This is a genomic window from Stappia sp. G46H5W, from assembly GCF_058448995.1.
Genome location: NZ_JBZFLL010000003.1, coordinates 290,494 through 313,661 on the forward strand (window position 1 = coordinate 290,494; position 23,168 = coordinate 313,661).

Here is a 23,168-nt window from a genome sequence, read left to right on the forward strand (position 1 = left end):
CGCAAGGGGACGGATGATGAGCGGGGATATCGTCAATCTGAGGCAGGCGCGCAAAGCACGCACTCGGCGCGAAAAAGACGAGAAGGCAGCCCAGAATCGCAGCCTTTTCGGCCGCACCAAGGCCGAGAAATCCCGCGACCGCATCGAGGCCGAAAAGGCACTTGTCCACATCGAGGGCCACCGTCGTGCCCCCTCTGACGGAGCCCCCGACGGCACCGGCGAGGAAGACTAATCCCCCATGCTGGCCAAACGCTCCCTCACCCTGCACGGCCACCGCACCAGCCTGGCGCTGGAGCCGGAGTTCTGGGAGGTGCTGGAGGAAATGGCCGAGGCCGAAGACGTCAGCCTGCCGGCCCTTGTCGCCCGCATCGACGATGCCCGCGAAATGGAAGCTGACGGCAGCGGCGATCTGCCTTCCTCGCTCTCCTCGGCCCTGCGCGTCGCCGCGCTCGCCCATTGCCGGGCGAAGGCCAACGCGGCCTGATTTAGCGTTTCAAATCAAGGATTGACGTGCGCGAGCGGCGGCCCCGCGATCAGCGATCCGGTGTCGGCCCGACGAAAACCGGTGGGTCGAGCGGCGGCAACAGCTGCATGGGCCGGCCGACACCTGCCTCCCCGCTCGCTGAGCCCGTGGTCGCAGGATCGTCCAGCGCCCGGCGGATCCGCTCGCCGAAACTCGCAGCCGGTGTTTGCGCCGGAGCCGCCTGTTGCTGCTGGCGGCGCTGTTCGGCCCGCCGTCGTTCGGCGGCACGGCGCTCTTCCTCGGCCTTTCTTGCTGCTTCTGCCTTGCGGGCCTCTTCAGCCTTTCTCGCCTCCTGCGCCTTGCGAGCCTCTTCCGCCTTGCGGGTCTCTTCGGCCTTGCGGGCCTCCTCCGCCGCGCGCTCTTCCTCCAGCTTGCGGGTGGCGTCCTCGTCCTGCAGCTGCTGCTGTTCCCGTTCCTTGCGGCGCTTTTCCTCGCGTGATCTCCGCATCTCGCGCATCAACCGGTCGCGCTCGGTGATCTCCGCCTGCAGGTCCTCCACGCGCTGCACCTCCTGCTCGAAGGCGCGCAACGTCAGGAATGCGGTGAACGGCGCGATGTCGATGGTACGCTGCGGCTCGGCCAGCGGCCCGGAGAAGACAAGCCCCACCTGCGCTTCCGCACCCGTCACCGCCTCCTCGCCCGGATCGACCCGCAGCGAGAAATCGCTCTGCAAGGTCAGGGCCTTGAGGTCCGCCTGGGCGTTGCCGAAGATCGAGGCGTCGCGGTTGTCGACCCGCGCATTGCTGATCCGCATGACGCCGCCGGCGATCGAGGCGCTGGCCTCCAGCTCGGCGAAGGGCAGCACGCCCGCATCGAGATGGCTGGCAAAGGCGGTGCGGATCGCCTCGTCATTGAGGTCCAGCCCGGCATCGACGGCGCGGATCACCAGCGCGAAGGCGTCCGGATTGAGGCTGCGGATTTCCCCGTTCTCGACGCTTAGCGTTCCCCCGCCGGTGAGACCTGAGACGATACCCGAAAGCGAGCGGCCGCTGCCTTCGACATCGAGGTTTATGTTTGCCGCGCCCGTTGCGACCGGCCGTCCCGCCCGCCGCCAGACGAGTTCTTCCAGCCGCGCCCCATCGACCCGCAGCGAGGCGGTCATGCCCGCCTGGCCGGCCGAGCGCTTCAGCGTGTACGCGCCCGTCAGGTCGCCGCCGGCAAAGCCCGCCTTGGCGACGTCCAGCGACAGCGCGTCGTCCTTCAACGAAACCCGTGCAGTCACATTGCTGGCCGGCGGCAGCGGGGCAAGAACCATGCGCTGCGCGCTCACCTCGAGCGACAGATCCACACCCGAGACGACCGGCGGTCCGAACGCGGCCTCGGACCAGGCGCCGCTGGTCGAGGCCGCCAGCTGATCAGCCCCGAGCAGAAGATCGCTCAACTCCGAAATATCCAGCTCCGACAAGGAGATGGTGCCTCGGATCTGCGGGTCGAGGCTCGCCATCGCCCGGCGCAGGTCGAGGCGCAGATCCGCGTCGAGCCGCATCCCTGCGAATGCACCGGAAAGGCCGGACAGCGTGAAGCGATCCCCCTCGCCTTCCAGCACCGCCGCCAGATCGACCGCGCCTGCCGAGGCATCGAGCGAGGGCAGGCGCCCGGTCAGCAGCGCCAGCGGCATCAGGTCCGGGGCGCGCAGAGCAAGATCGGCCGTGTAGCGGCTGTTGCCGCTCTCCGGCAGGGTCAGCGTGCCGGATGCCGTCAGTTCCGACGGGCCCAGATAGAGCCGTCCGTGGCCCTCCAGCCCTTCCTCCGGGATGCCCGCCGCCCCGATCTCCACCCGCGCCTCGCCGAGGCTGCCGACCGGCAGCATCGTCACGCCCAGCTGGGTCACCAGATCGGCCGCTTCGGCCGCACTGAAGCTTGCCTCAAAGTCGAGGGAGGCCGCCCGCCAGCGGTCGAGCCGCCCGTCGAGGCCGAGATTGATATCCACATTGGTGCCGCCGGCCGTGCCGCGGGCGACAAGGCTTGCCTGGGTCCCGGCGCTGTCGCTGCCCCCGTTCGCCTCCCCCTGAAAGGTCAGCGTCAGCTTGGCAGGGGCGAAGGCGCCCGGCCGGCCAGCGAACTCGCGGACCATGCGGTTTTCCGGGGCCAGCGCCATCGCCAGCGCCGCAACGCCATCGAGCCGTTCGGCGTCGACATCGACCTCCAGCGCGCCGGACGGCGTCGTCGACAGCTTCTCGATCCGCCCCTTGGCTCCAAGGCGCGCGCCGGACAGGTCCGCCACCTGCGCCTCGTCGATCACCAGCGTGTCGTCGCGGTAGGACGCGCGCAGCCGCGTGGAGGAGGCCGAGAGCGTGCCGAAGCTCATTTCCTCGGCAAAGAGGTTGAGTGCCAGTTCCGTTCCGGTTCCGGCGATCCCTGCGGCCAATCCGGCCTCGTTGCCAAGGAACAGCCGGGCCAGCTGTCCCACCTGGTTGCCGTCGATGCGCTTGGCGTCGAGATCCGCCTCGAAGACCGGGTTCTTTCCTTCTTCCGCCGACCAGGAAATCGCGCCCTCTCCCCGGTCCTCGCCGATCTCGAACGCGAAATCGGTGAGCGACACATGCCCCACCGCCGCATCGATCCGGCTCTCCACCGCGAAGGGCGTTGCCGCGATTCCGCGTGCTCCGTCCTTGCGCCACCAGTCGGCGAAAGCGACCGGCTGGGCGACGGACGCGGCGAAACTCCCGCGGAAGGTCGGCTCCGGCTGCAGGCCGAGATCGCCGCGCACGAGAAATTCTCCCCTCCCCGGCATCCGGCCCGACAGCTCGGATATCCTCCATCCGCTTGCCAGCCGGTCGGCCTTCAGCAGCACGTCCTGCGTCAACCCGCCCCCCGACACGATCGCGGGAACAGAGAACTCGATGCTGCCGTCGATGGGCGGATGCGGAAGTCCGCGCAAGGCCGCAAGAAGCTCGACGCCGGTCTCGGCGGCCGCCAGCGGCTCGGCCGGTCCCCGTCCGGCGATACGGTCGAGATCGATCTGCCGCGCCGCAGCCTTGACGTCGAAGCGGTAGGGCTCGGCCAGCGTGAAGTCCGCACCGCCCTCCAGCGTCACCGGGCGGTCTTCGGGACCGTAGCGGAACGTGGCGCCGCTCAGGGCAAGCTTTGCGATGTCGAGCGCGAAACCGCCCTCGCTGCGCCAGGCGTGACGAGCCTGCTCCTCCGGCGTGACCGAGGCCAGCGTATAGCTGCCCTCATAGCCAGGCCGGCTGTCCGAAAGGGTCAGCGTCCCGTCCATCACCAGATCGACCGGCACGGAGACAGGCGTCACCCCGGCGCGCAGACGCAAGCCTCCAGCAGGATCGCGCCGCCCCGTGGCCAGAACCACGGTCGCCCGCTGGCCGCGATAGCTCGCCATGCCATCCAGCTTGAACGGCCCGAGCATCGAGCGGGCCGTGACCAGGAGGTCGATGTCGTCGATCCGGTGGCTCTGGCCGTTGCGCGCGTCGATGATCGTCAGATCGCCGTCGCGGATCGTCGCCTGCTCGAGCATCACGAGATCCGGGTCGACCTCGGAGATTAGCCCGTTGCGCGCCCTTGCGGTGAACCAGTCGAGCCGCCCCTCCTCGTCGATGGACAGCCGCAGGTTCGGCCGGTCCATCGTGAGATCGATGATCCGGACCTCGCCCTTCAGCAGCGGCGGCAGCTCGATGCGCATCTCGAAGCGCTGGACCGCCAGCAGCGGATCCTCGGGCTCGCCCACCCGCACATCGGAAAAGGTCAGGGTCGGCGTCGGGAGCAGGCGCATCTCCGCCTCTCCCATCACCGCCACCCGATGGCCGAGCAGCTGCTCGCCATAGCGCTCGAATGTGGTGCGATAGGCCGTCCAATCGATGAGGAACGGTCCGACCAGCGCTGCCAGCAGCACCGCGATCACGGTCACGCCAATCGTGATGTAGATCGAATTCAGCGCCCTGGCCTCCCGTTTGCGCACCGCATCGCGGCTGTCAGTCCAGCCGGACGATCTTGCCCGGATTGAGGATGTTGTCGGGATCGAGAGCCTTCTTGATCGCCGCCATCATGTCGAGGCCGGCGCCATGCTCGCGGGCAAGGTATTTCATCTTGCCCTGGCCGACGCCGTGCTCACCGGTGCAGGTCCCGCCCATTTCGATGGCGCGCCAGTTGAGCCTTTCGATGAAGGCCTCAGTCTTGGCGATCTCCTGCGGATTGTCGACATCTACCAGCACGAGGACGTGGAAATTGCCATCGCCCACATGGCCGACCAGCGGGGCGAGCAGGCCGTTGGCCTCCACATCCTTGTAGGTCTCGTCGATGCACTCCGCCAGTCGCGAGATCGGCACGCAGACGTCGGTCGAAACGCCCTTGCACCCCGGCCGCAGGCCGAGCGCTGCCCAATAGGCATCGTGCCGCGCCTTCCAGAGCCGGGTGCGCTCCTCCGCCTTGGTGGCCCAGACGAACTCGCCGCCGCCGTTGTCGCGCGCGATTTCTCCGAAGATCTCGCTCTGCTCGCGCACGCCCGCCTGCGTGCCATGGAATTCCAGGAACAGGGTCGGCGCTTCCTGCAAGTCCAGCTTGGAATAGGCGTTGCACGCGCGAATCTGGTTGGCGTCGAGCAGCTCGATACGCGCCACCGGCAGGCCGGACTGGATGGTGGTGATCACCGCGTTGCAGGCGGATTCCAGGTCCGGGAAGGGGCAGACCCCGCCCGAAACGGCCTCCGGAATCCCGTAGAGGCGCAGCGTCACCTCGGTGATGATGCCGAGCGTGCCTTCCGAGCCGACCATCAGCCGGGTGAGATCGTAGCCGGCCGCCGTCTTCTTGGCCCGTCCGCCGGTATGCACGATGCGCCCGTCGGCCGTCACCACGGTCAGCGCCAGCACGACGTCCTTCATCGTGCCGTAGCGCACCGCATTGGTGCCGGAGGCGCGCGTCGCCGCCATGCCGCCAAGGCTCGCATCCGCGCCAGGATCGATAGGAAAGAACAGGCCCGTGTCGCGCAGATATTCATTGAGCTGGGTGCGGGTCACGCCGGCCTCGACCACGCAGTCGAGATCCTCGGCATTGACCTGCAATACCCGGTTCATCTGCGACACGTCGACGGAGATACCCCCGGCCGGCGCGTTGACATGGCCCTCCAGCGAGGAGCCGGTGCCGAAGGGAATGATCGGCACCTTGTGCTGGGCGCAGATCTGCACGACATCCGCGACCTCTTGCGTCGAATGGGCAAAGACCACCCCGTCGGGAGCCTGATTCGGCAGCCAGGTGGTGGTATGGCCGTGCTGTTCGCGCACCGCGGCCGAGGTCGTGAAGCGTTCGCCGAACCGCTGCGCGAGGATCTTCAGCGCAAGGTCGATCCCTTCCTCGTTGCGTTGTACGGATGCCTGTAGGCTTGCAAGGCTCATTATTCTCTCCCGCTCAACCGATGCCGACGTCTCCGGCGCCTGCGGGCACCTGGCGCGAATTTGCGTTTCCTGCCGGTCTCGGACTAGGTTTGGCGCAAACTAGCAAAAACGGCAATCCCGGCCAAAGACTTCCGCCCGTTTCACCCGCAGCCGGAACAGGCCGGCGAGCCTCACAGGATGGAAGGAGCGCCATGTCACAGCCGAGCCGCCAGCCGGCCCCCTTCACCGGGTCGATCCAGGAGGTCAGAAGCGAGTGGCTGGACTATAACGGCCATCTCAACATGGCCTACTACAATGTCCTCTTCGACACGGCGCTCGACGAGGCCTTCATCCACCTTGGTCTTGGCCCGGACTATGCCCGCGAGCGCGGCGCCTCCTTCTTCACCGCCGAGACCCACCTTTGCTACCTGCGCGAACTCAACGGGGGAGATCGCGTGCGCGCCACGGTTCAACTCGTTGATTTCGACGCCAAACGGGCGCATCTCTACCAGGAGCTTCACCACGCGGACGACGGTTTCCTCTCGGCAACGTCCGAGCAGGTCTCTCTGCATGTCGACCTTGCCGCCCGCAAGGTGGTGCCATGGCCGCAGGACGTGCTGGAGCGGCTGGAGGAGATGAGGGAGAGCCATGCGGTGCTCGGCCGGCCCGAGCGGTCCGGGCGACGTATTTCCCTTGAAAGACGCTGACGAAAGACGCTTGAGGCTCAAAGAGCCAGGCGGACGGCTGGACGAGCGATGACCGGTCTGCTGACGCAATTGAAACGCCTGCCCGTGCTGACCGCGGGATGGATCAAGCCGAACATCCGGCTTTTCCGCTCCACGCGCCTGCCGCTGGTCTGGGCGCTCGCCATCGTCATCGGCGTCCTGACCGCGATTGCCGCCATCCTGTTCCGCATGGCCATCGGCGCCTTCCAGTGGCTGTGGCTCGGCACCTCGGCGGAAACGGTTATCACCGCCGCCGCGACGGTGCCCTGGTGGGTTATCCTGCTGGCCCCGACGCTCGGCGGACTGTGCATCGGCATCTTCCTGCAGACGATCCAGCCCAAGCAGCGCACCGGCGGCGTGCCCGACGTGATCGAGGCCCGCGTCCAGGGCGGCCGCGGCCTGCCCTTCTGGTCCGGCATTTCCTCCGCCTTCCTCACCTCCGCCTCGCTCGGCTGCGGCGCCAGCGCCGGCCGCGAGGGCCCCGTCGTGCATCTGGGCGCAACCATCGGCACCGCGCTCTGCCAAACGTTCCGCCTGCCCGATGCCGCCCGGCGCATCCTGCTTGCCTGCGGCGTCGCCAGCGCGGTGTCCGCCTCGTTCAACGCGCCGATCGCCGGCGTTCTCTTCGCCCATGAGGTCATTCTCGGCCACTACGCGATGACCGCCTTCGTGCCTATCGTCATCGCCTCGGTGCTCGGCACACTGATGTCGCGCCTGTGGTTCGGCGACATTGCCGCCTTCTCGATCCCCGAATACCAGATCTCCTCCTTGCTGGAGATGCCGGCCTTCGCCCTGCTCGGCCTCACCTGCGCCGCCGTGGCGGTGATCTTCCAGTTCTCGTTGATCGGCACGGACTGGGTGGCCCGGAACATCTCCATGCCGCTGTGGCTGCGCCCGGTGATCGGCGGGCTGGCGGTCGGCGCCATCGGCATCGTCTTTCCCGGCGTTCTCGGCGTCGGTTACGAGGCGACCGACCTTGCCCTGCGCCAGGAACTGCCGCTGATGACCATGCTGGCGCTGCTGGTCGCCAAGACGGCCGCGACATCAATCACCCTTGCCTCGCGCTTCGGCGGCGGCATCTTCTCGCCAGCGCTCTATCTGGGGGCGATGACCGGCGGCGCATTCGGCCTGATCGCGGCGGCCGCCTTCCCCGAGCTCGCCTCTTCGCACGGGCTCTATGCGATCCTCGGCATGGGCGCCGTTGCGGCCGCTGTCCTCGGCGCGCCGTTCTCCACCACGATGATCGTGTTCGAGCTGACCGGCGGCTATGCGCTGTCCATCGCGCTGCTGATCGCCGTTTCCATCGCCACCGGCCTGACCCAGGCGGTGCACGGGCGCTCCTATTTCCACTGGCAGCTGGAAATGCGCGGCGTGATGCTGAACGAGGGCGCGCACAAGTGGCTGGTGCGCATCGTCCACGTCTCGGATTTCGTCGAGCGGCTGCCGGACGACGCGGAACCGCAAACCCACGATCCGGAGGCCGACGGCGCCAGCCTCAAGCTCGACGACACGCTGGAGGCAGCGCTGAAGGTCTTCGACGAGAGCGGCACCAACCGGCTGCCGGTGGTGGATGCGGCCGATCACACCAAGGTCATCGGCCACGCCACCCATGTGCGGGCGCTGCGCTTCTTCAATGCCGAGCTGATCAACAACCAGGTTGAGGAGCACCGCTGAGCGGCGCTCCTCGACCCGTTATAGCGGCGCCGTCGCCCGCTCGAGCCAGGCCCGCGTCGCCTCGTCGACCAGCGGCCCCAGCTCGCGCAGGACGCGGGCGTGATAGGCGTCGAACCAGGCCCTCTCCTCGGCGCTGAGCATCTCCGCCGCCACCGCCCGTCGGTCGATCGGGGCCAGCGTCAGTGGCTCGAAGCCGAGCATCGCCCGCTCGCCGCCCTCGATGGCTGCCGGCGGCGTCACCAGCTCCAGGTTCTCGATCCGGATGCCGTGGCTGCCGTCGCGATAGTAGCCCGGCTCGTTGGAGACGATCATGCCCGGCTCCAGCGGCACATGGCCGGTCTTGGCGATGCGCTGCGGCCCCTCGTGCACCGACAGGTAGGAACCGACGCCATGGCCCGTGCCATGGTCGAAGTCGAGACCGGCCTTCCACAGGGCGATACGGGCCAGCGCATCGATCTGCGCGCCGCTGGTGCCGACCGGAAACCGCGCGGTGGCGATGGCGATATGCCCCTTCAGCACCAGCGTGAAATGGCGCTTGTGCTCCTGCGACACCTCGCCGACGGCAACGGTGCGGGTGATGTCGGTGGTGCCGTCCTCGTACTGGGCACCCGAATCGATCAGGAACAGGCTGTTATCCGGGATCGGCAGGTTGCTGCCCCGGTCGACCCGGTAGTGGCAGATCGCGGCATTGGGACCGGCTGCCGAAATGCTGTCGAAGGAAATCTCCTTCAGCTTGCCGGTCTCGGCGCGGAACGCCTCCAGCCGCTCGGCAACGGCGATCTCATCGAGCCCTCCGGCAGCCGCCGCGCCATCCAGCCAGCACAGGAAGCGGGCAAAGGCCGCACCGTCGCGTAAATGCGCGGCCCGCGCACCGGCGATCTCCGCCGCGTTTTTCACCGCCTTGGCCTTGGTCACCGGATCCGCGCCATGCTTCACCTTGCCGCCGGCGGCAAGGACGGCGCTCGCCAGCGCATCGCCCGCCCAGTCGGGATCGACCAGCACCGTGGCCCCCGACGACCCGAGCGCGCTCAGCGCGCCCGTCAGCCCGCCCGGCTCGGCGATGTCGGCCAAGGCCTCCAGATGGTCGCGCGAGGCATTGGTGAGCTTGCGGGCGTCGATGAAGATCTGCGGGCGCCCCTCGCGCGGCAGGATGGCAAAGGACAGCGGCAGGGGCGTGTGCGACACGTCGCTGCCGCGAATGTTGAACAGCCAGGCGATGGAATCGGGCTGGGTCAGGACGAAGGCATCGCCCCCCGCACGGCGCACTTCCGCGGCCATCCGCGCGACCTTCTCCTGCGCCGCCTCGCCGGCGAATTCGGGAGGATGCACCTGAACCTGGCCGAGCGGCGGCTCCGGCCGGTCCTCCCACACCGCATCGAGTGGATTGCTGTCCACCGCGACCAGCTCCGCACCCGCCCTGGCGCAGGCTTCGGCAAGCCGCCTAGCCCCGTTCACCGTATGCAGCATCGGATCGTAGCCGAGCTTCTGGCCCGGCTGCAGCTTGCCCGCCAGCCACTCGGACGGCGGCGTCTCGATCAGGTGCATCGGCCGGAAGACGCCGGTATCCACCTGCTCGCGCACCTGGATCGTATAGCGGCCGTCGACAAAGATCGCGGCCTCGTCGGCCAGCACGACCGCCATTCCGGCCGATCCGGCAAACCCCGTCAGCCAGGACAGCCGCGCGTCGCTGGGCGGCACATATTCGCCCTGATGCGCATCGGCGCGCGGGATGAGGAAACCGTCAAGGCCCCTGCGGGCCAGCTCGCGTCGCAGCGCCGCGCAACGCGCGGAACCGACGGACGGGTCGATGACATTGTCGAAGCACTGGAACATGCCACGACGCTAGCGCCAAAGCCGGCGCTGCGAAAGGGCGTTGAATGCGCCCCCAGGCGGCTTTTGCACATGCGCAAGGCAAGCTTTTGCCGGGGATTTCAGCATCTGCTTTGTTGCGTTGCAAAATTATGAATTCGCACATGCAGCAATCGCAGCACTGCCATGCGCTTATGGCGCTTTTCGCATGGCCCGGCACTCCCCATACTCTGTGTCGAGAGTTTGAGGGAGGAAGCTCTATCTAGAGACCTCGAACCGGAGACTAAGACCATGGCCATTGCCACCACGACCACCACCGCCATCTCGGGCGTATCGCGCAGCTCTTCCAAGAGCGTGTTCCGCAAGGCGCTCGACTCGATGATCACCGCTCGTGAGCGTCAGGCTCGCCGCTATGTGAACGGCTACCTTCTGTCGCTCGACGACGCCACGCTCGCCGCCTACGGCTACGACCGGGCCGAGCTGGAGCGCAACAGCTCGCTGACCTCCGCGTTCTGATACGCAGGTCACTGACTGTACAGAAACGGGCCCGGCGGTCACTCCGCCGGGCCCGTTCCGTTTTCTGCAGCAGGCTCTTGCGGGGCGTCAGCCCTCGTGGCGGCCGCGCACCAGCGTCAGCGTCAGCCAACCGTCGCGGTTCTGCCGGCGCACCAGGTGAAAGCCCTGCATGCCATAGGCGAACAGGATGCGCGGACCGTCCTCCACGCGCAGGCCCGACAGGACCAGCGTCGCCGAGCGGGTCATGCGTGCAGACAGGCCGGCGGCCATGCGCATCAAGGGCCGGGCGAGGATATTCGCCACCACCAGATCGAAGGGGCCGGCTTCCGCGAAGATCCGGCTGTCGACGCCCGCAGCCGTCGCCGTGCGCACCAGGTTACCGGCGAGGTTGTGGATCGCATTGGCGCGCGCCGTGATGGTCGCCACCGGATCGATGTCGGTTGCCAGCACCGGCTGCCGGGACAGCCGCGCCATGGCGATGGCCAGAACGCCTGTGCCGGTGCCCAGGTCCAGCATCCGCGCATAGGAGCGGCGGGTCAGCAGCCGGTCGATCTCGATCAGGCAGCCCGCCGTCGTCCCGTGATGACCGGTGCCGAACGCTAGCGCCGCCTCGATCTCGATGGAAATGCCGGCGAGCGGGCGCTTTGCGCGGTCATGCGAGCCATGGATGAAGAAACGGCCCGCCTGTACCGGCGACAGGCCTTCCAGGCTCTTTTCCACCCAGTTGATGTCTTCCAGCTCCACCGCCTCGACAGGCGCGGCAAACGCGTCCGCACCCAGCCGGTCCTTGACGAGTTCGGCCGCCTCCGTCTCGCTCATGTCGAACAGCAGGATCTCGGCGGTCCATTCCCGCCCATCCGCCGACGCTTCGAAAACGGTCACCGGATTGCCGTCGTCCTCGAAGTCGCGCGACAGCAGCTCATAGATGCGCTTCGCCTCGATCTCGGGGGCGGTGATACGGACGCGGATGGTGGACATGATCTCTCCGGAGACAGGAAACAGCGCCCGCCCTATAGCGCCCGAAAGCAGGGGGCATCAATCGCATTCGCGCTGGATGGGGAAACGCGCGCCGTTCAGTGCCGTTCGACGAAGCTGTCGAGCACCTTCTTGCGCCCTGCCTTATCGAATTGCACCGTCAGCTTGTTGCCTTCGATGCCGACGACCTCGCCATAGCCGAACTTGAGGTGGAACACCCGCTCGCCCATGTCGAAGGCCGACGGCGTGTCGGATACCGACTTGGCGACCAGCTCGCCTTCGATCATCCGCGGCCCGCCCGATTGCCCGCCTGACTGCCGGCCGCCGCCCGATCCCATCCGCCCGCCAAAGCCGCCGCTACTGGTGCTGCCCTGCGCTTGCGAACGCTGCGCCCGCTGCCAGCCCGGCGTCGAATAATTCGCCTTGAAGGGATCGCGCGTGTCGAAGCGGCTGGCGCCGTAGCCCCCGCCGCCATAGCCGCCGTAATTGCTGGACTGCTCGACCACGTCGACGTGATCAGCCGGCAACTCGTCGAGAAAGCGCGAGGGGATGGAGCTCTGCCACATGCCGTGGATGCGCCGGTTGGAGGCGAACCAGATCTTCGCCCGCCGCCGTGCACGGGTGATGCCCACATAGGCAAGCCGCCGCTCTTCCTCCAGCCCCGCGCGGCCGCTCTCGTCGAGCGCGCGCTGATGCGGGAAGAGGCCCTCCTCCCAGCCGGGGAGGAACACCGTGTCGAACTCAAGGCCCTTGGCCGAATGCAGCGTCATGATCGACACCGCGTCGTTGTTGCCGTCCGCGTCCCGGTCCATGACCAGCGCGACGTGCTCCAGGAAGCCGGCGAGCGATTCGAACTCGTCCATCGAGCGGACGAGTTCCTTCAGGTTGTCGAGCCGGCCCGGCGCCTCCGCCGAGCGGTCGTTGCGCCACATCTCGGTATAGCCGCTCTCGTCGAGAATGATCTCGGCCAGCTCCGTATGCGACATGGCCGGCACCAGGTCGCGCCAGCGGTCGAAATCGGCCAGCAGCATGCGCAGCGTCGTGCGCGCCTTGGGCTTCAGTTCCTCGGTCTGGCACAGGTCGGAGGCCGCCTGCATGAGCGGGATGCGGTTCGCCCGCGCATAGGCATGCACCAGCTTCAGGCTGGCCTCGCCGAGGCCGCGCTTGGGCGTGTTGACGATCCGCTCGAAGGCGAGGTCGTCGGCCGGCTGCACCACGCAGCGGAAATAGGCCATCGCATCGCGGATCTCCATGCGCTCATAGAAGCGCGGGCCGCCGACCACCCGGTAGTTGACGCCGAGCGTGACGAACCGGTCCTCGAACTCGCGCATCTGGAAGGACGCGCGCACCAGGATCGCCATGCTGTCGAGGCTGTGCCCCTTGGACTGCAGCGCCTCGATCTCGTCGCCGATGGCGCGGGCCTCTTCCTCGGAGTCCCAGGCGGCGGCGACGCTGACGCGCACTTCCTCGCCTTCCGGGTCCACGACGTCGGTGAACAGCGTCTTGCCCAGGCGCCCCTCGTTATGTGCGATCAGATGCGAGGCTGCGGCGAGGATATGGCTGGTGGAGCGGTAGTTGCGCTCCAGCCGGATCACCTTGGCGCCGGGAAAGTCGTGGTCGAAGCGCAGGATGTTGTCGACCTCGGCGCCGCGCCAGCCGTAGATCGACTGGTCGTCGTCGCCGACGCAGCAAATGTTGCGGTTGCCCTGCGCCAGCAGCCGCAGGAACAGATACTGCGCGATGTTGGTGTCCTGATACTCGTCCACCAGCATGAAGCGGAAGCGGTTCTGGTACTCGGCCAGCACGTCCGGATTGTTGCGGAACAGCGTGATCACATGCAGCAGCAGGTCGCCGAAATCGGCGGCATTGAGGATCGACAGCCGCTCCTGGTACTGCTCGTAGAGCGCCCGGCCCTTGCCGTTGCCGAAGGAGCGCGCCTCGCCCTCCGGGACCTGGTCGGGCGTCAGGCCGCGGTTCTTCCATCCGTCCAACTGGCTGGCGAAGGCGCGCGCCGTCCAGCGCTTGTCGTCCAGCCCCTCCGCCTGGATGATCTGCTTGATCAGGCGGATCTGGTCGTCCGTATCGAGGATCGAGAAGCCGGATTGCAGGCCGATCAGTTCGGCATGCCGGCGCAGGATCTTGACGCAGATCGAGTGGAACGTGCCGAGCCACGGCATGCCTTCCGCGCTCTCGCCGATCAGACGCTCGATCCGCTCCTTCATTTCACGAGCGGCCTTGTTGGTGAAGGTCACCGCCAGGATCTGGCTCGGGAAGGCCCGGCGCGTTGCCAGGATATGGCCGATACGCGTCGTCAGGACGCGGGTCTTGCCGGTGCCGGCACCCGCCAGCACCAGGACCGGACCGTCCAGCGTCTCGACCGCCTCGCGCTGCTCCGGGTTGAGACCATCGAGATAGGAGCCGGGTTCGGGCGGACGCGGCCCCAGCGCCGCGCGGGCACGCGCGGCAATGCCGCTGCCGCCGCTCACCCGCTCCAGGTCGCTGCCCCGCGCCTCATGCTCCGCCTGCCCCGGTGCGGAGCCTTGGGGGAACTGTCGGGTATCGGCAGGATGATTGGCCATGCGGGAGAGTGTCTCGACGGGTCTGGGTCACGGAACTGACATCGCGCGGACCGTTGGCACCCGCGATTCTGTTCTCTCTTTGGACCATATATAGCAGCTTGTCCCGTCAATTGGAGGGGCGCAATTGCTCGCGCCCCTCCCTCTTGGCTTTTGACGCCTTTGTTATTCGAGAAACGATCAGGCCGCGACGAGCGCCACCAGTGCCGGCGCGGGCTGATCGAAGCGCAGCGTGTAGCGCCCGCCCTCGCCCCCGGCGACGATGGCCGCAAGCACCTGCCCGTCCGCGAGCTGCAGCTTGACGGCCTGCCGGAGCTCCAGCCGGGCCGATGCGGAAACGGCGGCTTCATGCACGTCCGCCTCCTCGACCCGCGCCCGGTAGCGGCGCCCCATGACGGTGACGATGACGGCCTCGCGCATTTGCCCCTGCACCTGCGCACGCCGCGCGGCGAGATCGACCGAGATATCCGCCAGGAACGTCTCGACCTCGCCCGCGAGTTGCTGTGTCACTTCCGCAAGGCTCGAGGAGACCGCGCTGACATTTCCGGCGAAATGGGCGGTACGCTCGATCGCGGAGGTCACCGAGGTGACGTTGTCCGCCACCGTGTCGGTGCCGTCCGAGGCGGCAATCACCGAGTTGGCGATCTCCTGCGTCGCCGCGCGCTGCTGCTCCACCGCACCGGCGATGGTTGTGGTCAGCTCGCGGATATTCGTCATGACGCTGGCGATCTCGCCGATGGAGCCCACCGCACCTCGGGTCGAGGCCTGGATGCCCGTCACCTGTGCGGCGATATCCTCCGTCGCCTTGGCGGTCTGGCCGGCAAGGCTCTTCACTTCGCTGGCAACGACCGCAAAGCCCTTGCCCGCCTCGCCGGCCCGCGCGGCCTCGATCGTGGCATTCAGCGCCAGCAGATTGGTCTGCTCGGCGATGTCCCGGATCAGGTTGACCACCGAGCCGATCTGCTCGGCCGCCTGCGACAGGGAGGCGACTTCGGCATTGGTCAGCTGAGCGCGCTCGGCGGCCGAAGCCATCAGGCCGCTCGCCTTGGCCGTCTGATCGGCAATCTCGCTGATTGAGGCGGAAAGCTCCTCAGCGGCCGCGGCGACCACCTGGATATTGCCGGACGCCGTCTGCGTGGCGTAGCTTGCGGCGGATGCGTCGGTCGCGGCGCTGCTCGCCCCTTCCTCCAGCGTCTCGGCCGAGGAGCGCATGTCGCCGGCCTTGGCCCCTGCCGTCGACAGGGTCGACGAGACGCTGCCGCGGAAGCCGGCGATCATCGTCTCGATGGCCGACTGCCGGTCGCGCTCGCGCAGGCGCTCCTGCTGCAGGTTCCGCTCCAGCTCGATGCGCTCGATGGCGTTCTCGCGGAAGATCTCCACCGCCCCGGCCATGGCGCCGATCTCGTCGCGGCGGCCGACGCTGGTCACCTCGACGCTGGTGTCGTTGGCCGCAAGCCGGCGCATGACACCGACCAGTTGCGCCAGCGGCGGCGCGATGGAGCGGTAGACGCCGACGAAGATCAACGCCATCACGACGACCAGCACGATCATCAGCCCAAGCTCCCAGAGGAAAGCGCGCTGGTTTTGGGCCGCGGCCTCTGTGGCAGCGGTCAGGATCTGGCGGGAGATCTCGTCTTCGACCTGCTTCAGCTGGTCGATGCGCGCCGTACTGACCGCGAACCACTGCGGACCGCTGACGGCGGCGACATCCCCGCCGAACGGCGCCGACACGGCAACCTGTCTCAGAGCGTCGATTTCCTTCACGGCCGCACCGGACAGAGCTGCGTCGTAGGCCGAGAGCATCTGCGGCGTGGCATAGCGGCGGAAGCTCTCGAGCGAGACCTCCTGCATGGCGCCGAGGCGGATGAAATTCCGGTAGACGGCTTCGCCGAAGCTGCCCGAGCCGAAGCCGACGGCGCCGGTGGCCCGCTCCAGTCCCGCCCGCTCCTTCGCCTGCAGCAAGGCGCTATAGGCCAGGACCGGGCGCAGCATGTCGCCGGAGCTGATCAGCGTCGTCATGCCGCCGACCATGTCGAGCAGGTTGCCGATGATGGGGGTGTAATAGGCGCCGACATCGGAGCTGGCGAGGCGCAGAGCGTCGATATCCGCGCGGACCCGCTCCAGGTCCTGAAGCGCCTGCGCAGCCCTGTCGCGAGGCGCGGTAAAGTTGTCCGCCTCCAGCCGTGCCGTCGCCGCGCCGATGCGCGCGACATAGCGCGCGATCGCCTCGTCGGTGGCCTTGCGCTGGTCGCCGATCACGTCGGCAAACGAAACGCCTTTCGACCCGACGAAGCCGGAGGACATTCCGCGCTCCTTCTGCAACTGGTGCACAGCCTCGGAAATCACCGGGGCAAGATCGAGCACCTCGCCGACGAAGCGTTCCTCCTGGACGTGCTCGAACCGAACCGCCAGCTCCATGGCGCTTACGACAAGCAGGCCGCAAAGCGGAATCGCACCCAGCAGAACAAGTCGCAAACCGATGGAACGGTTCACAAATCCAGAAAACATAAGCTTCTCTCCAGACGCCAATGAAACGGCTCACATGAGAGAGATGATCGACACCTGGGGTTGAAATTCCCTTACAAGACAAGGATCAGTGTGATTAAATTCCGAAAAGACAAATAGTTTCAAGGTTACGTACTGCACCCCATAGGTGTTGTACTTAAGTTGATTCGCACAGACTCATCCGCCGGACATCTCGATCCAGGCATCCTCGTCGATGACGTCGATGCCCAGTTCCTCGGCCTTTTTCAGCTTCGAGCCGGCGCCTGGACCGGCGATCACCAGGTCGGTCTTCTTCGACACCGAGCCCGAGACTTTCGCCCCCATCGCCTCGGCACGCGCCTTGGCCTCGTCGCGGCTCATCTTCTCCAGCGTGCCGGTGAAGACCAGCGTCTTGCCGGCAACGGGGCTTGCGCTCGCCTCCACCCGTTCCATCGCCTGCGGCCGGATTTGCGCCAGCAGCGCATCCAGCGCCTCGCGGTTGTGGTCCTCGGCAAAGAACTCGACCACCGCCCGGGCCACCGTCTCACCGATGCCGTCGATATCCATCAGCTCGGCAAAGGCATCGGAGGCCGGGTCCGCCGCCGCCTGCATGGCTGCGCGGAAGGTCTCCCAGTCGATATAATGGCGGGCGAGCAGCTTGGCATTGCCCTCGCCGACATGGCGGATGCCGAGCGCGAAGATCACCCGGTTGAGCGGCATCTCGCGCCGCGCGTCGATGGCCGCGAATAGGTTCGCCGCGCTCGTCTCGCCCCAGCCGTCGCGGTTCCTCAGCTTGATCAGCGGCGAGGCGGCGTCCCGCTCCGCCAGGGTAAAGATATCGGCCGGCTGGCGGATGCCGCCCTCCTCCATCGGCAGGTCGAAGAAGAACTCCACCTGCTTGTAGCCCAGCCCCTCGATGTCGAGCGCGTGCCGTGAGACGAAGTGCTTCAGCTTTTCCTTGGCCTGCGCCGGACAGATCAACCCGCCGGTGCAGCGGCGCACGGCGTCGATGCGTCCGCTCGATGCGTTGACGTCGCGCACCGCGTGGCTGCCGCAGGCCGGGCATGTGGTCGGGAAGGCGAAGGGCTCGGAATCTTCCGGGCGCTTGTCAAGGTCGACGTCGACGATCTGCGGAATCACGTCACCGGCGCGCTGGATCTGCACCGTGTCCCCGACCCGGATATCCTTGCCGCCGCGGATCGGCTCGCCGGTCTGGCCGATGCCCTTGATGTAATCCTCGTTGTGCAGCGTCGCATTGGACACGACGACACCGCCCACCGTCACCGGCTCCAGCTTGGCGACCGGCGTCAGCGCACCAGTGCGCCCGACCTGGATCTCGATGCCGCGCAGCACAGTGAAGGCCTTCTCGGCCGGGAACTTGTGGGCGATGGCCCAGCGGGGCGCGCGCGAGACGAAGCCGAGGCGCGACTGCAGGTCGAGCCGGTCGACCTTGTAGACCATGCCGTCGATGTCGTAGCCGAGCAGCGCCCGCTCCTCCTCGATGCCGTGATAGGCGGCGAGGATCTCTTCAACGGTCTCGCAGCGGACCATGCGGGCGTTGATCGAAAAACCCCATTCGCCGAGCAGCTGCACCATCTCGTACTGGGTGGCGCGCGGTACCTCGCTCATCTCGCCCCAGGCATAGGCGAAGAAGCGCAGCGGCCGCGACTTCGTCACCTCCGGGTTGAGCTGGCGCAGGGAGCCTGCCGCCGCGTTGCGCGGATTGGCGAAGACCTTGCCACCCTGCGTCTCCATCCGTGCGTTCAGCGCACGGAAGTCCTCGTGGCGCATGTAGACCTCGCCGCGCACCTCGACGATGTCGGGCGCGCCGTCCGGCAGGCGCTGGGGAATGTCCTCGATGGTCAGCGCGTTCTGCGTCACGTTCTCGCCGACCGTGCCGTCGCCGCGCGTTGCGGCCGTCACGAGGCGCCCTTTCTCGTAGCGCAGCGACAGCGACAAGCCGTCGATCTTCGGCTCCGCCGTCACCGCAATCGCCCCCATCAGCGGATCGAGCTTCAGGAAGCGGCGGATGCGGCCGAAGAAGTCGCGCACGTCCTCGTCGGCGAACGCGTTGTCCAGCGACAGCATCGGGATCGCATGGGTGACCTTACCGAAGCCTTCGGACGGCGCACTGCCGACGCGTAGAGACGGGCTGTCGGAGCGCACGAGATCGGGAAACCGCGCCTCGATCGCATCGTTGCGCCGCTTCAGCGCATCGTAGTCCGCATCGGAAATGACCGGCGCGTCCTCGCCATGATAGCGCCGGTCGTGGCCCGCGATCTCCTCGGCCAGCCGCTCCAGCTCCAGCGCGGCCTCTTCCAGGGTCAGGTCTTCGACGGCGCGGGACGAAAGGTCAGTGTCGGACATGGGATCGCATCTTCTGGCATCGGATATCGCGGAGCGGGAACGGGCGTTCGCCTCCCGCCTGGCGAGGGAGTATGGCGCTGCGGACGGGCAAGGCAAAGGGCGGCGAGATGCTTTTCCAGCCCTGGTTCAGCTGCTCACGCGCGCGGGGCGTCGGAGAGCAGCCGGTCGGCCGCCGCGCGGGCCTCGTCGGTGATCGTGGCGCCGGCCAGCATCCGCGCGATCTCCTCGCGCCGATGGTCGACATCGATCCGCTTCACCCGTGTCGCAACACGGTCCGCGCCGGCATCTTCCTTCATGATGAGGAAATGCCCGCCCGCCTTTGCCGCAACCTGCGGCGCATGGGTGACGGTCAGCACCTGCACCTTGCCGGCAAGGCGCGCCAGACGGCTGCCGATGGCCTCGGCCACCGCCCCGCCGACGCCCGTGTCGATCTCGTCGAAGACCAGCGTCGGCGCCGAGCCCTTGTCGGCCAGCGACACTTTCAGCGCCAGCAGGAAGCGAGAAAGCTCGCCGCCCGAGGCGACCTTCATCATCGGACCCGGCTTGGTGCCCGGATTGGTCTGCACCCAGAATTCGATCGTGTCGATGCCCTCGCGGGACCGTACCTGCGGGTCGCTCTCCAGGTTCACGATGAAGCGCGCGCGCTCCAGCTTCAGGTCCGGCAGCTCGCGGGAGACCGCCTCTTCCAGCGCCTTGGCCGCCGCCTGCCGGCGCTTGCTCAGGGCCGCCGCCTTCGCGTCATAGGCGCTGCATGCCGCCTCGGCCGCCGAGGCCAGGCCGGCAAGCGCCTCCTCGCCGGCATCCAGCGCGGCAAGATCGGCCTCGAACCGTTCGCGCAGCGCCGGAAGGTCGTCCACCTGTACCTGGAACTTGCGCGCTGCCCCGCGTAAGGCAAACAGCCGTTCCTCGGTCGCCTCCAGCGCGCGCGGGTCGAATTCCGTCTCGCGCACCGCCGCCTCCAGGCCCGCACGTGCGTCTTCCAGCCGGTCCAGCGCCTCGGCGAGGAAGCCGACGGGACCCGACAGCAGCTCGGGGGCCTGCTCGGCCTTGCGCTCCAGCCGCCGCCACAGCGAGGCGATCTCGGTAATGGGAGAGGCCGTGCCGTTGAGCAGGTCGAAGGATTCGCCGAGATCGCCGGCGATCTTCTCCACCTGCATCATCGACTGGCGCCGGTCGGCAAGCTCGGTTTCCTCGCCGATAACCGGCGCAAGCTTCGACAGTTCCTCGGCGGAGGCGCGCAGGTAATCGGCCTCGCGCCGAGCCGCCTCGATCCGTTCTTCCTGTTCGGCGAGCGCACGCACCGCCTTGCGCATCGCCGCATGGGCGCTGGCAACCGCCGCGCAATCGGCCTCGCAGCCGCCGAAGGAATCGAGCAGCCGCCGGTGTTCGGCCGGATCGGTATAGGCCCGCGCCTCGTTCTGTCCGTGGATCTCGACCAGGAGCCCGCCGGCCTGCCGCAACAGGGAGACGCTCACCGGCGCATCGTTGATGAAGGCGCGGCTGCGACCGTCCTCGGCCTGCACCCGGCGCAGGATCACGTCGCCGTCGGCCTCCAGATCGTTCTCGCGCAGCAAGGCGCGCACGGGATGGGCCATCGGCACGTCGAAGGCGGCCGTCACCTGGCCTTGCGCCTGGCCGTGGCGCACGAGCCCGGCATCGCCGCGCCCGCCGAGGGCAAGGCTCAGGGCATCAAGCAGGATGGATTTGCCCGCGCCCGTCTCGCCGGTCAGCACCGACATGCCGGCGCCGAAGGCAAGATCGAGCCGGTCGATCAGGACGATATCTCGAATGGCAAGCGCAGCGAGCATGCGAGCGGATGACCGGGCCGGACTGGACATGTGCGGCGAAGCGCACGGGAAACCGCATCAGGTGTAGCTGGTGGCACCCGGTGGCCGCAACGCCAAACTGCTGGCGCAGCGATACGGGCAGGCCGTCAGGACGGTCGTTCCGTCGGCCTTCTGCGGGACGGCAGACGTACTGCCGTCGGCGGGATGCTAGAGCGAAACACTGTTGAAAGCGCGGCTGATCCAGCTCCCCGAATCCTCGCTCGGGCTGTAACCGCCGGTCTTCAGCAGGCTGAAGGCATCCTTGTACCACTGGCTGTCCGGGAAGTTGTGGCCGAGCACGGCGGCCGCGGTCTGGGCCTCGTTGACCACGCCGAGCGCATAGTAGCTCTCGGTCAGGCGGAACAGCGCTTCCTCGATGTGGCGGGTGGTCTGGTAGTTGGTGACGACGACCTTGAAACGGTTAATCGCCGCGATCTGGTGGTTCCGCTTCAGGTAGTAGCGGCCCACTTCCATTTCCTTGCCGGCGAGCTGGTCCTGCGCGGCACGGACCTTGGTCGCCGCATCGGTGGCATATTCGGAATCGGGGAAGCGCTGGAGGAGTTCGCCATAGGCGGCGAGCGCCCGCTGCGTCATCTCCTGGTCGCGCGTCACGTCCGGGATCTGCTTGTGATAGGACTGGCCGATGATGTAGAGCGCGTAGGCGCTGTCCTCGCTGCCCGGATACAGCGTCGTGAAACGCTTGGCGGCGGTGATCGCCTCCGGGAACTTGCCCAGCGAATAGTTCAGATAGGCAAGGTTGATCAGCGACTTGCGCGAATACTCGGAATACGGATGAAGCTTGTCGACTTCCTGGAACTTCAGCCGGGCGTCGGACAGCCGTCCCTCGTTGCGCAGCGACAGGCCCTCGTTGAAGAGCACTTCTGCCGGCGTGTCGTTGGTGGCGAAGTCGTCGTCGTCCTTGGTCGAGGAACAGGCAGCTAGCGTAACCGCAAGCAGGGCGAAGGACGCGATCCTGGCCTTGCGCAGACCGCCGGTGACGGTTTCCCTCGCCTTGGAACTGGACAATGCCACCATCACGTCAACTCACTCCTCGAACTCGGCGCCGGTTCGGCCCCGTCCGGACAATCCGGAGCGACCGGAAGAGGCGCCGCAAGGGCGTCCGTCATCCCGATCAGCGCGTGTTCTAACGGAAAACACCCGGCCACGTCACGCCATGTGAGGGACATTTGTCGCTTTTTTGTGGCCTGTCGTTTTGGGCAAGGCGGTTTTCCGCCATCCTCGGCCCGACCGGCGGCACGCCCTGCTCAGGACGCGCCCTGCGCCACGGCCAGCATCGGCATGTCCATCAGGGCCGGAGCCGGCCGCTCGAACGCGCCTTCGACGATCTCGAAGGCATCCTTGCCGGCGTTCTCGAACAGCTCGACCAGGATCGCGTGGTTCATGCGATGACCGCCCTTGTAGGAGCGGTAGAGGCCCAGGAACGGAAGGCCGGCAAGCGCCAGGTCGCCGACCGCATCCAGCATCTTGTGACGCACGAACTCGTCGCGCCAGCGGGTGCCTTCCGGGTTCATCACCTTGCCGTCGGAGATCGCGACGGAGTTCTCCAGCGAAGAGCCGAGGGCAAAGCCCATCGACCACAGCTTCTTCACGTCCTGCACGGAACCGAAGGTGCGGGCACGCGACAGCTCGTTGCGGAAGGTCTCCGGAGACAGGTCGAGCACCATCGACTGGCGGCCGATGGCCTCGGCGTCGAAGTCGATGGTCACATCGAAGCGGCAGCCCTCATGCGGGCGCAGCTCGCACCAGGCACTGCCCTGGTCGACGCGGACGGTCTTCTTGACGCGGATGTAGCGGCGCACGGCCTGCTGGCGGCGCAGGCCGACGGAATCGATGGCGGCGACGAAGGCATCCGAACTGCCGTCCATGATCGGCATTTCCGGGCCGTCCATCTCGACGATGGCGTTGTCGACGCCAAGGCCCCGCAACGCGGCCATCAGATGTTCGACGGTGGAGACGCCGCCGGCCTTCGGATCGCCGAGGACGGTGCAAAGGGCGGTGGCGGACACGGCGCGCCAATGCGCCGGAAACTCGACTTCGGAGCCGGTCTGCGGATTACGGTTGGTGAAGACGATGCCCGTGCCGGGATCGGCCGGCTGCAGCGTCACGTCCGCCCGATTGCCGGAATGCACGCCGATACCCTGCAGGGAGACGGCGCCGGCCAATGTCGTCTGCCGGTCGGAGGAGAGTTTCATCACCAGATCGTCCTGTCTGCGAGACCCTGAAAACGGATGCGATGGCGAGACCGAAAGGTCTTGAGGCTTGCGGGAAAATGCGCGCGAGTCGCGCCCCCGTTGAATCGCAGGGTGAACATACAGGGTCGGGGGGACGGATCAGAAATAAAGCTTTGT

General features: G+C 67.3%; 15 protein-coding genes. 5 read left to right on the top strand and 10 right to left on the bottom strand.

From position 1 onward, the window contains the following. Positions 1 to 16: 16 nt before the first annotated feature. Positions 17 to 232: a DUF4169 family protein gene (locus ACVJ6E_RS11590; protein WP_199680961.1), complete on the top strand. Its 216-nt coding sequence runs from the start codon at positions 17 to 19 to the stop codon at positions 230 to 232. Positions 233 to 238: 6 nt separating this feature from the next. Further along, complete coding sequence (locus tag ACVJ6E_RS11595; RefSeq protein ID WP_120267163.1) at positions 239 to 484, top strand: ribbon-helix-helix domain-containing protein; 246 nt, start codon at positions 239 to 241, stop codon at positions 482 to 484. 49 nt (positions 485 to 533) lie between these two features. Here the strand turns inward: ACVJ6E_RS11595 and ACVJ6E_RS11600 are convergent, their stop codons facing one another. Beyond that, the gene (locus ACVJ6E_RS11600) at positions 534 to 4,439 is read right to left on the bottom strand and encodes an AsmA family protein (RefSeq protein WP_120267162.1); all 3,906 of its coding nucleotides are present in this window, start codon (positions 4,437 to 4,439) and stop codon (positions 534 to 536) included. A gap of 13 nt (positions 4,440 to 4,452) precedes the next feature. Then, a complete protein-coding gene (locus ACVJ6E_RS11605; protein ID WP_120267161.1) occupies positions 4,453 to 5,868 on the bottom strand; it encodes an FAD-linked oxidase C-terminal domain-containing protein in 1,416 nt (471 codons plus the stop codon). 191 nt (positions 5,869 to 6,059) lie between these two features. Here ACVJ6E_RS11605 and ACVJ6E_RS11610 point away from each other — a divergent pair, with 191 nt between their 5' ends. Both ACVJ6E_RS11610 and ACVJ6E_RS11615 read left to right on the top strand, forming a co-directional pair. Beyond that, positions 6,060 to 6,554, top strand: coding sequence for a thioesterase family protein (locus ACVJ6E_RS11610; protein ID WP_067217269.1), 495 nt, complete (start codon positions 6,060 to 6,062; stop codon positions 6,552 to 6,554). Between the two features lie 48 nt (positions 6,555 to 6,602). Continuing rightward, positions 6,603 to 8,246 (top strand): chloride channel protein, encoded by a 1,644-nt coding sequence (locus tag ACVJ6E_RS11615; RefSeq protein ID WP_120267160.1) that lies wholly within the window; start codon positions 6,603 to 6,605, stop codon positions 8,244 to 8,246. An 18-nt stretch (positions 8,247 to 8,264) separates the two neighbouring features. Here ACVJ6E_RS11615 and ACVJ6E_RS11620 read toward each other — a convergent pair whose 3' ends face one another. After that, on the bottom strand, positions 8,265 to 10,079 hold the full coding sequence (locus ACVJ6E_RS11620; protein ID WP_120267159.1) for an aminopeptidase P family protein: 1,815 nt from the start codon (positions 10,077 to 10,079) through the stop codon (positions 8,265 to 8,267). A 267-nt stretch (positions 10,080 to 10,346) separates the two neighbouring features. Between ACVJ6E_RS11620 and ACVJ6E_RS11625 the strand changes: the two genes are divergently transcribed. Then, on the top strand, positions 10,347 to 10,571 hold the full coding sequence (locus ACVJ6E_RS11625; protein ID WP_120267158.1) for a hypothetical protein: 225 nt from the start codon (positions 10,347 to 10,349) through the stop codon (positions 10,569 to 10,571). Between the two features lie 87 nt (positions 10,572 to 10,658). On the opposite strand, the gene ACVJ6E_RS11630 is transcribed toward ACVJ6E_RS11625, so the two are convergent. The 7 genes from ACVJ6E_RS11630 to lpxC form a co-directional block, all read right to left on the bottom strand. Further along, a complete protein-coding gene (locus ACVJ6E_RS11630) occupies positions 10,659 to 11,549 on the bottom strand; it encodes a 50S ribosomal protein L11 methyltransferase (protein WP_120267157.1) in 891 nt (296 codons plus the stop codon). Between the two features lie 95 nt (positions 11,550 to 11,644). Continuing rightward, entirely contained in the window at positions 11,645 to 14,125 is a 2,481-nt protein-coding gene (locus ACVJ6E_RS11635) for a UvrD-helicase domain-containing protein (RefSeq protein ID WP_120267156.1), read from the bottom strand. 177 nt (positions 14,126 to 14,302) lie between these two features. Further along, the gene (locus tag ACVJ6E_RS11640; RefSeq protein ID WP_120267155.1) at positions 14,303 to 16,630 is read right to left on the bottom strand and encodes a methyl-accepting chemotaxis protein; all 2,328 of its coding nucleotides are present in this window, start codon (positions 16,628 to 16,630) and stop codon (positions 14,303 to 14,305) included. Between the two features lie 174 nt (positions 16,631 to 16,804). Then, on the bottom strand, positions 16,805 to 18,973 hold the full coding sequence (ligA, locus tag ACVJ6E_RS11645) for an NAD-dependent DNA ligase LigA (RefSeq protein ID WP_120267154.1): 2,169 nt from the start codon (positions 18,971 to 18,973) through the stop codon (positions 16,805 to 16,807). Positions 18,974 to 19,107: 134 nt separating this feature from the next. Next, positions 19,108 to 20,781 (bottom strand): DNA repair protein RecN, encoded by a 1,674-nt coding sequence (gene recN, locus ACVJ6E_RS11650; protein WP_120267153.1) that lies wholly within the window; start codon positions 20,779 to 20,781, stop codon positions 19,108 to 19,110. Between the two features lie 186 nt (positions 20,782 to 20,967). Then, positions 20,968 to 21,834, bottom strand: a complete 867-nt coding sequence (locus ACVJ6E_RS11655) for an outer membrane protein assembly factor BamD (protein WP_120267152.1) — start codon at positions 21,832 to 21,834, stop codon at positions 20,968 to 20,970. A gap of 230 nt (positions 21,835 to 22,064) precedes the next feature. Continuing rightward, positions 22,065 to 23,012 (bottom strand): UDP-3-O-acyl-N-acetylglucosamine deacetylase, encoded by a 948-nt coding sequence (gene lpxC / locus ACVJ6E_RS11660; RefSeq protein ID WP_120267151.1) that lies wholly within the window; start codon positions 23,010 to 23,012, stop codon positions 22,065 to 22,067. Between the last annotated feature and the right edge of the window lie 156 nt (positions 23,013 to 23,168).

What these genes read in the sequence shown, in the direction of transcription:
- recN (WP_120267153.1), bottom strand. Translation starts at nt 20,781, where the DNA reads ATGCTCGCTGCGCTTGCCATTCGAGATATCGTCCTGATCGACCGGCTC.
- ACVJ6E_RS11590 (WP_199680961.1), top strand. Translation starts at nt 17, where the DNA reads ATGAGCGGGGATATCGTCAATCTGAGGCAGGCGCGCAAAGCACGCACT.
- ACVJ6E_RS11640 (WP_120267155.1), bottom strand. Translation starts at nt 16,630, where the DNA reads ATGTTTTCTGGATTTGTGAACCGTTCCATCGGTTTGCGACTTGTTCTG.
- ACVJ6E_RS11615 (WP_120267160.1), top strand. Translation starts at nt 6,603, where the DNA reads ATGACCGGTCTGCTGACGCAATTGAAACGCCTGCCCGTGCTGACCGCG.
- ACVJ6E_RS11630 (WP_120267157.1), bottom strand. Translation starts at nt 11,549, where the DNA reads ATGTCCACCATCCGCGTCCGTATCACCGCCCCCGAGATCGAGGCGAAG.
- ACVJ6E_RS11595 (WP_120267163.1), top strand. Translation starts at nt 239, where the DNA reads ATGCTGGCCAAACGCTCCCTCACCCTGCACGGCCACCGCACCAGCCTG.
- ACVJ6E_RS11655 (WP_120267152.1), bottom strand. Translation starts at nt 21,834, where the DNA reads ATGGTGGCATTGTCCAGTTCCAAGGCGAGGGAAACCGTCACCGGCGGT.
- ACVJ6E_RS11610 (WP_067217269.1), top strand. Translation starts at nt 6,060, where the DNA reads ATGTCACAGCCGAGCCGCCAGCCGGCCCCCTTCACCGGGTCGATCCAG.
- lpxC (WP_120267151.1), bottom strand. Translation starts at nt 23,012, where the DNA reads ATGAAACTCTCCTCCGACCGGCAGACGACATTGGCCGGCGCCGTCTCC.
- ligA (WP_120267154.1), bottom strand. Translation starts at nt 18,973, where the DNA reads ATGTCCGACACTGACCTTTCGTCCCGCGCCGTCGAAGACCTGACCCTG.
- ACVJ6E_RS11605 (WP_120267161.1), bottom strand. Translation starts at nt 5,868, where the DNA reads ATGAGCCTTGCAAGCCTACAGGCATCCGTACAACGCAACGAGGAAGGG.
- ACVJ6E_RS11635 (WP_120267156.1), bottom strand. Translation starts at nt 14,125, where the DNA reads ATGGCCAATCATCCTGCCGATACCCGACAGTTCCCCCAAGGCTCCGCA.
- ACVJ6E_RS11620 (WP_120267159.1), bottom strand. Translation starts at nt 10,079, where the DNA reads ATGTTCCAGTGCTTCGACAATGTCATCGACCCGTCCGTCGGTTCCGCG.
- ACVJ6E_RS11625 (WP_120267158.1), top strand. Translation starts at nt 10,347, where the DNA reads ATGGCCATTGCCACCACGACCACCACCGCCATCTCGGGCGTATCGCGC.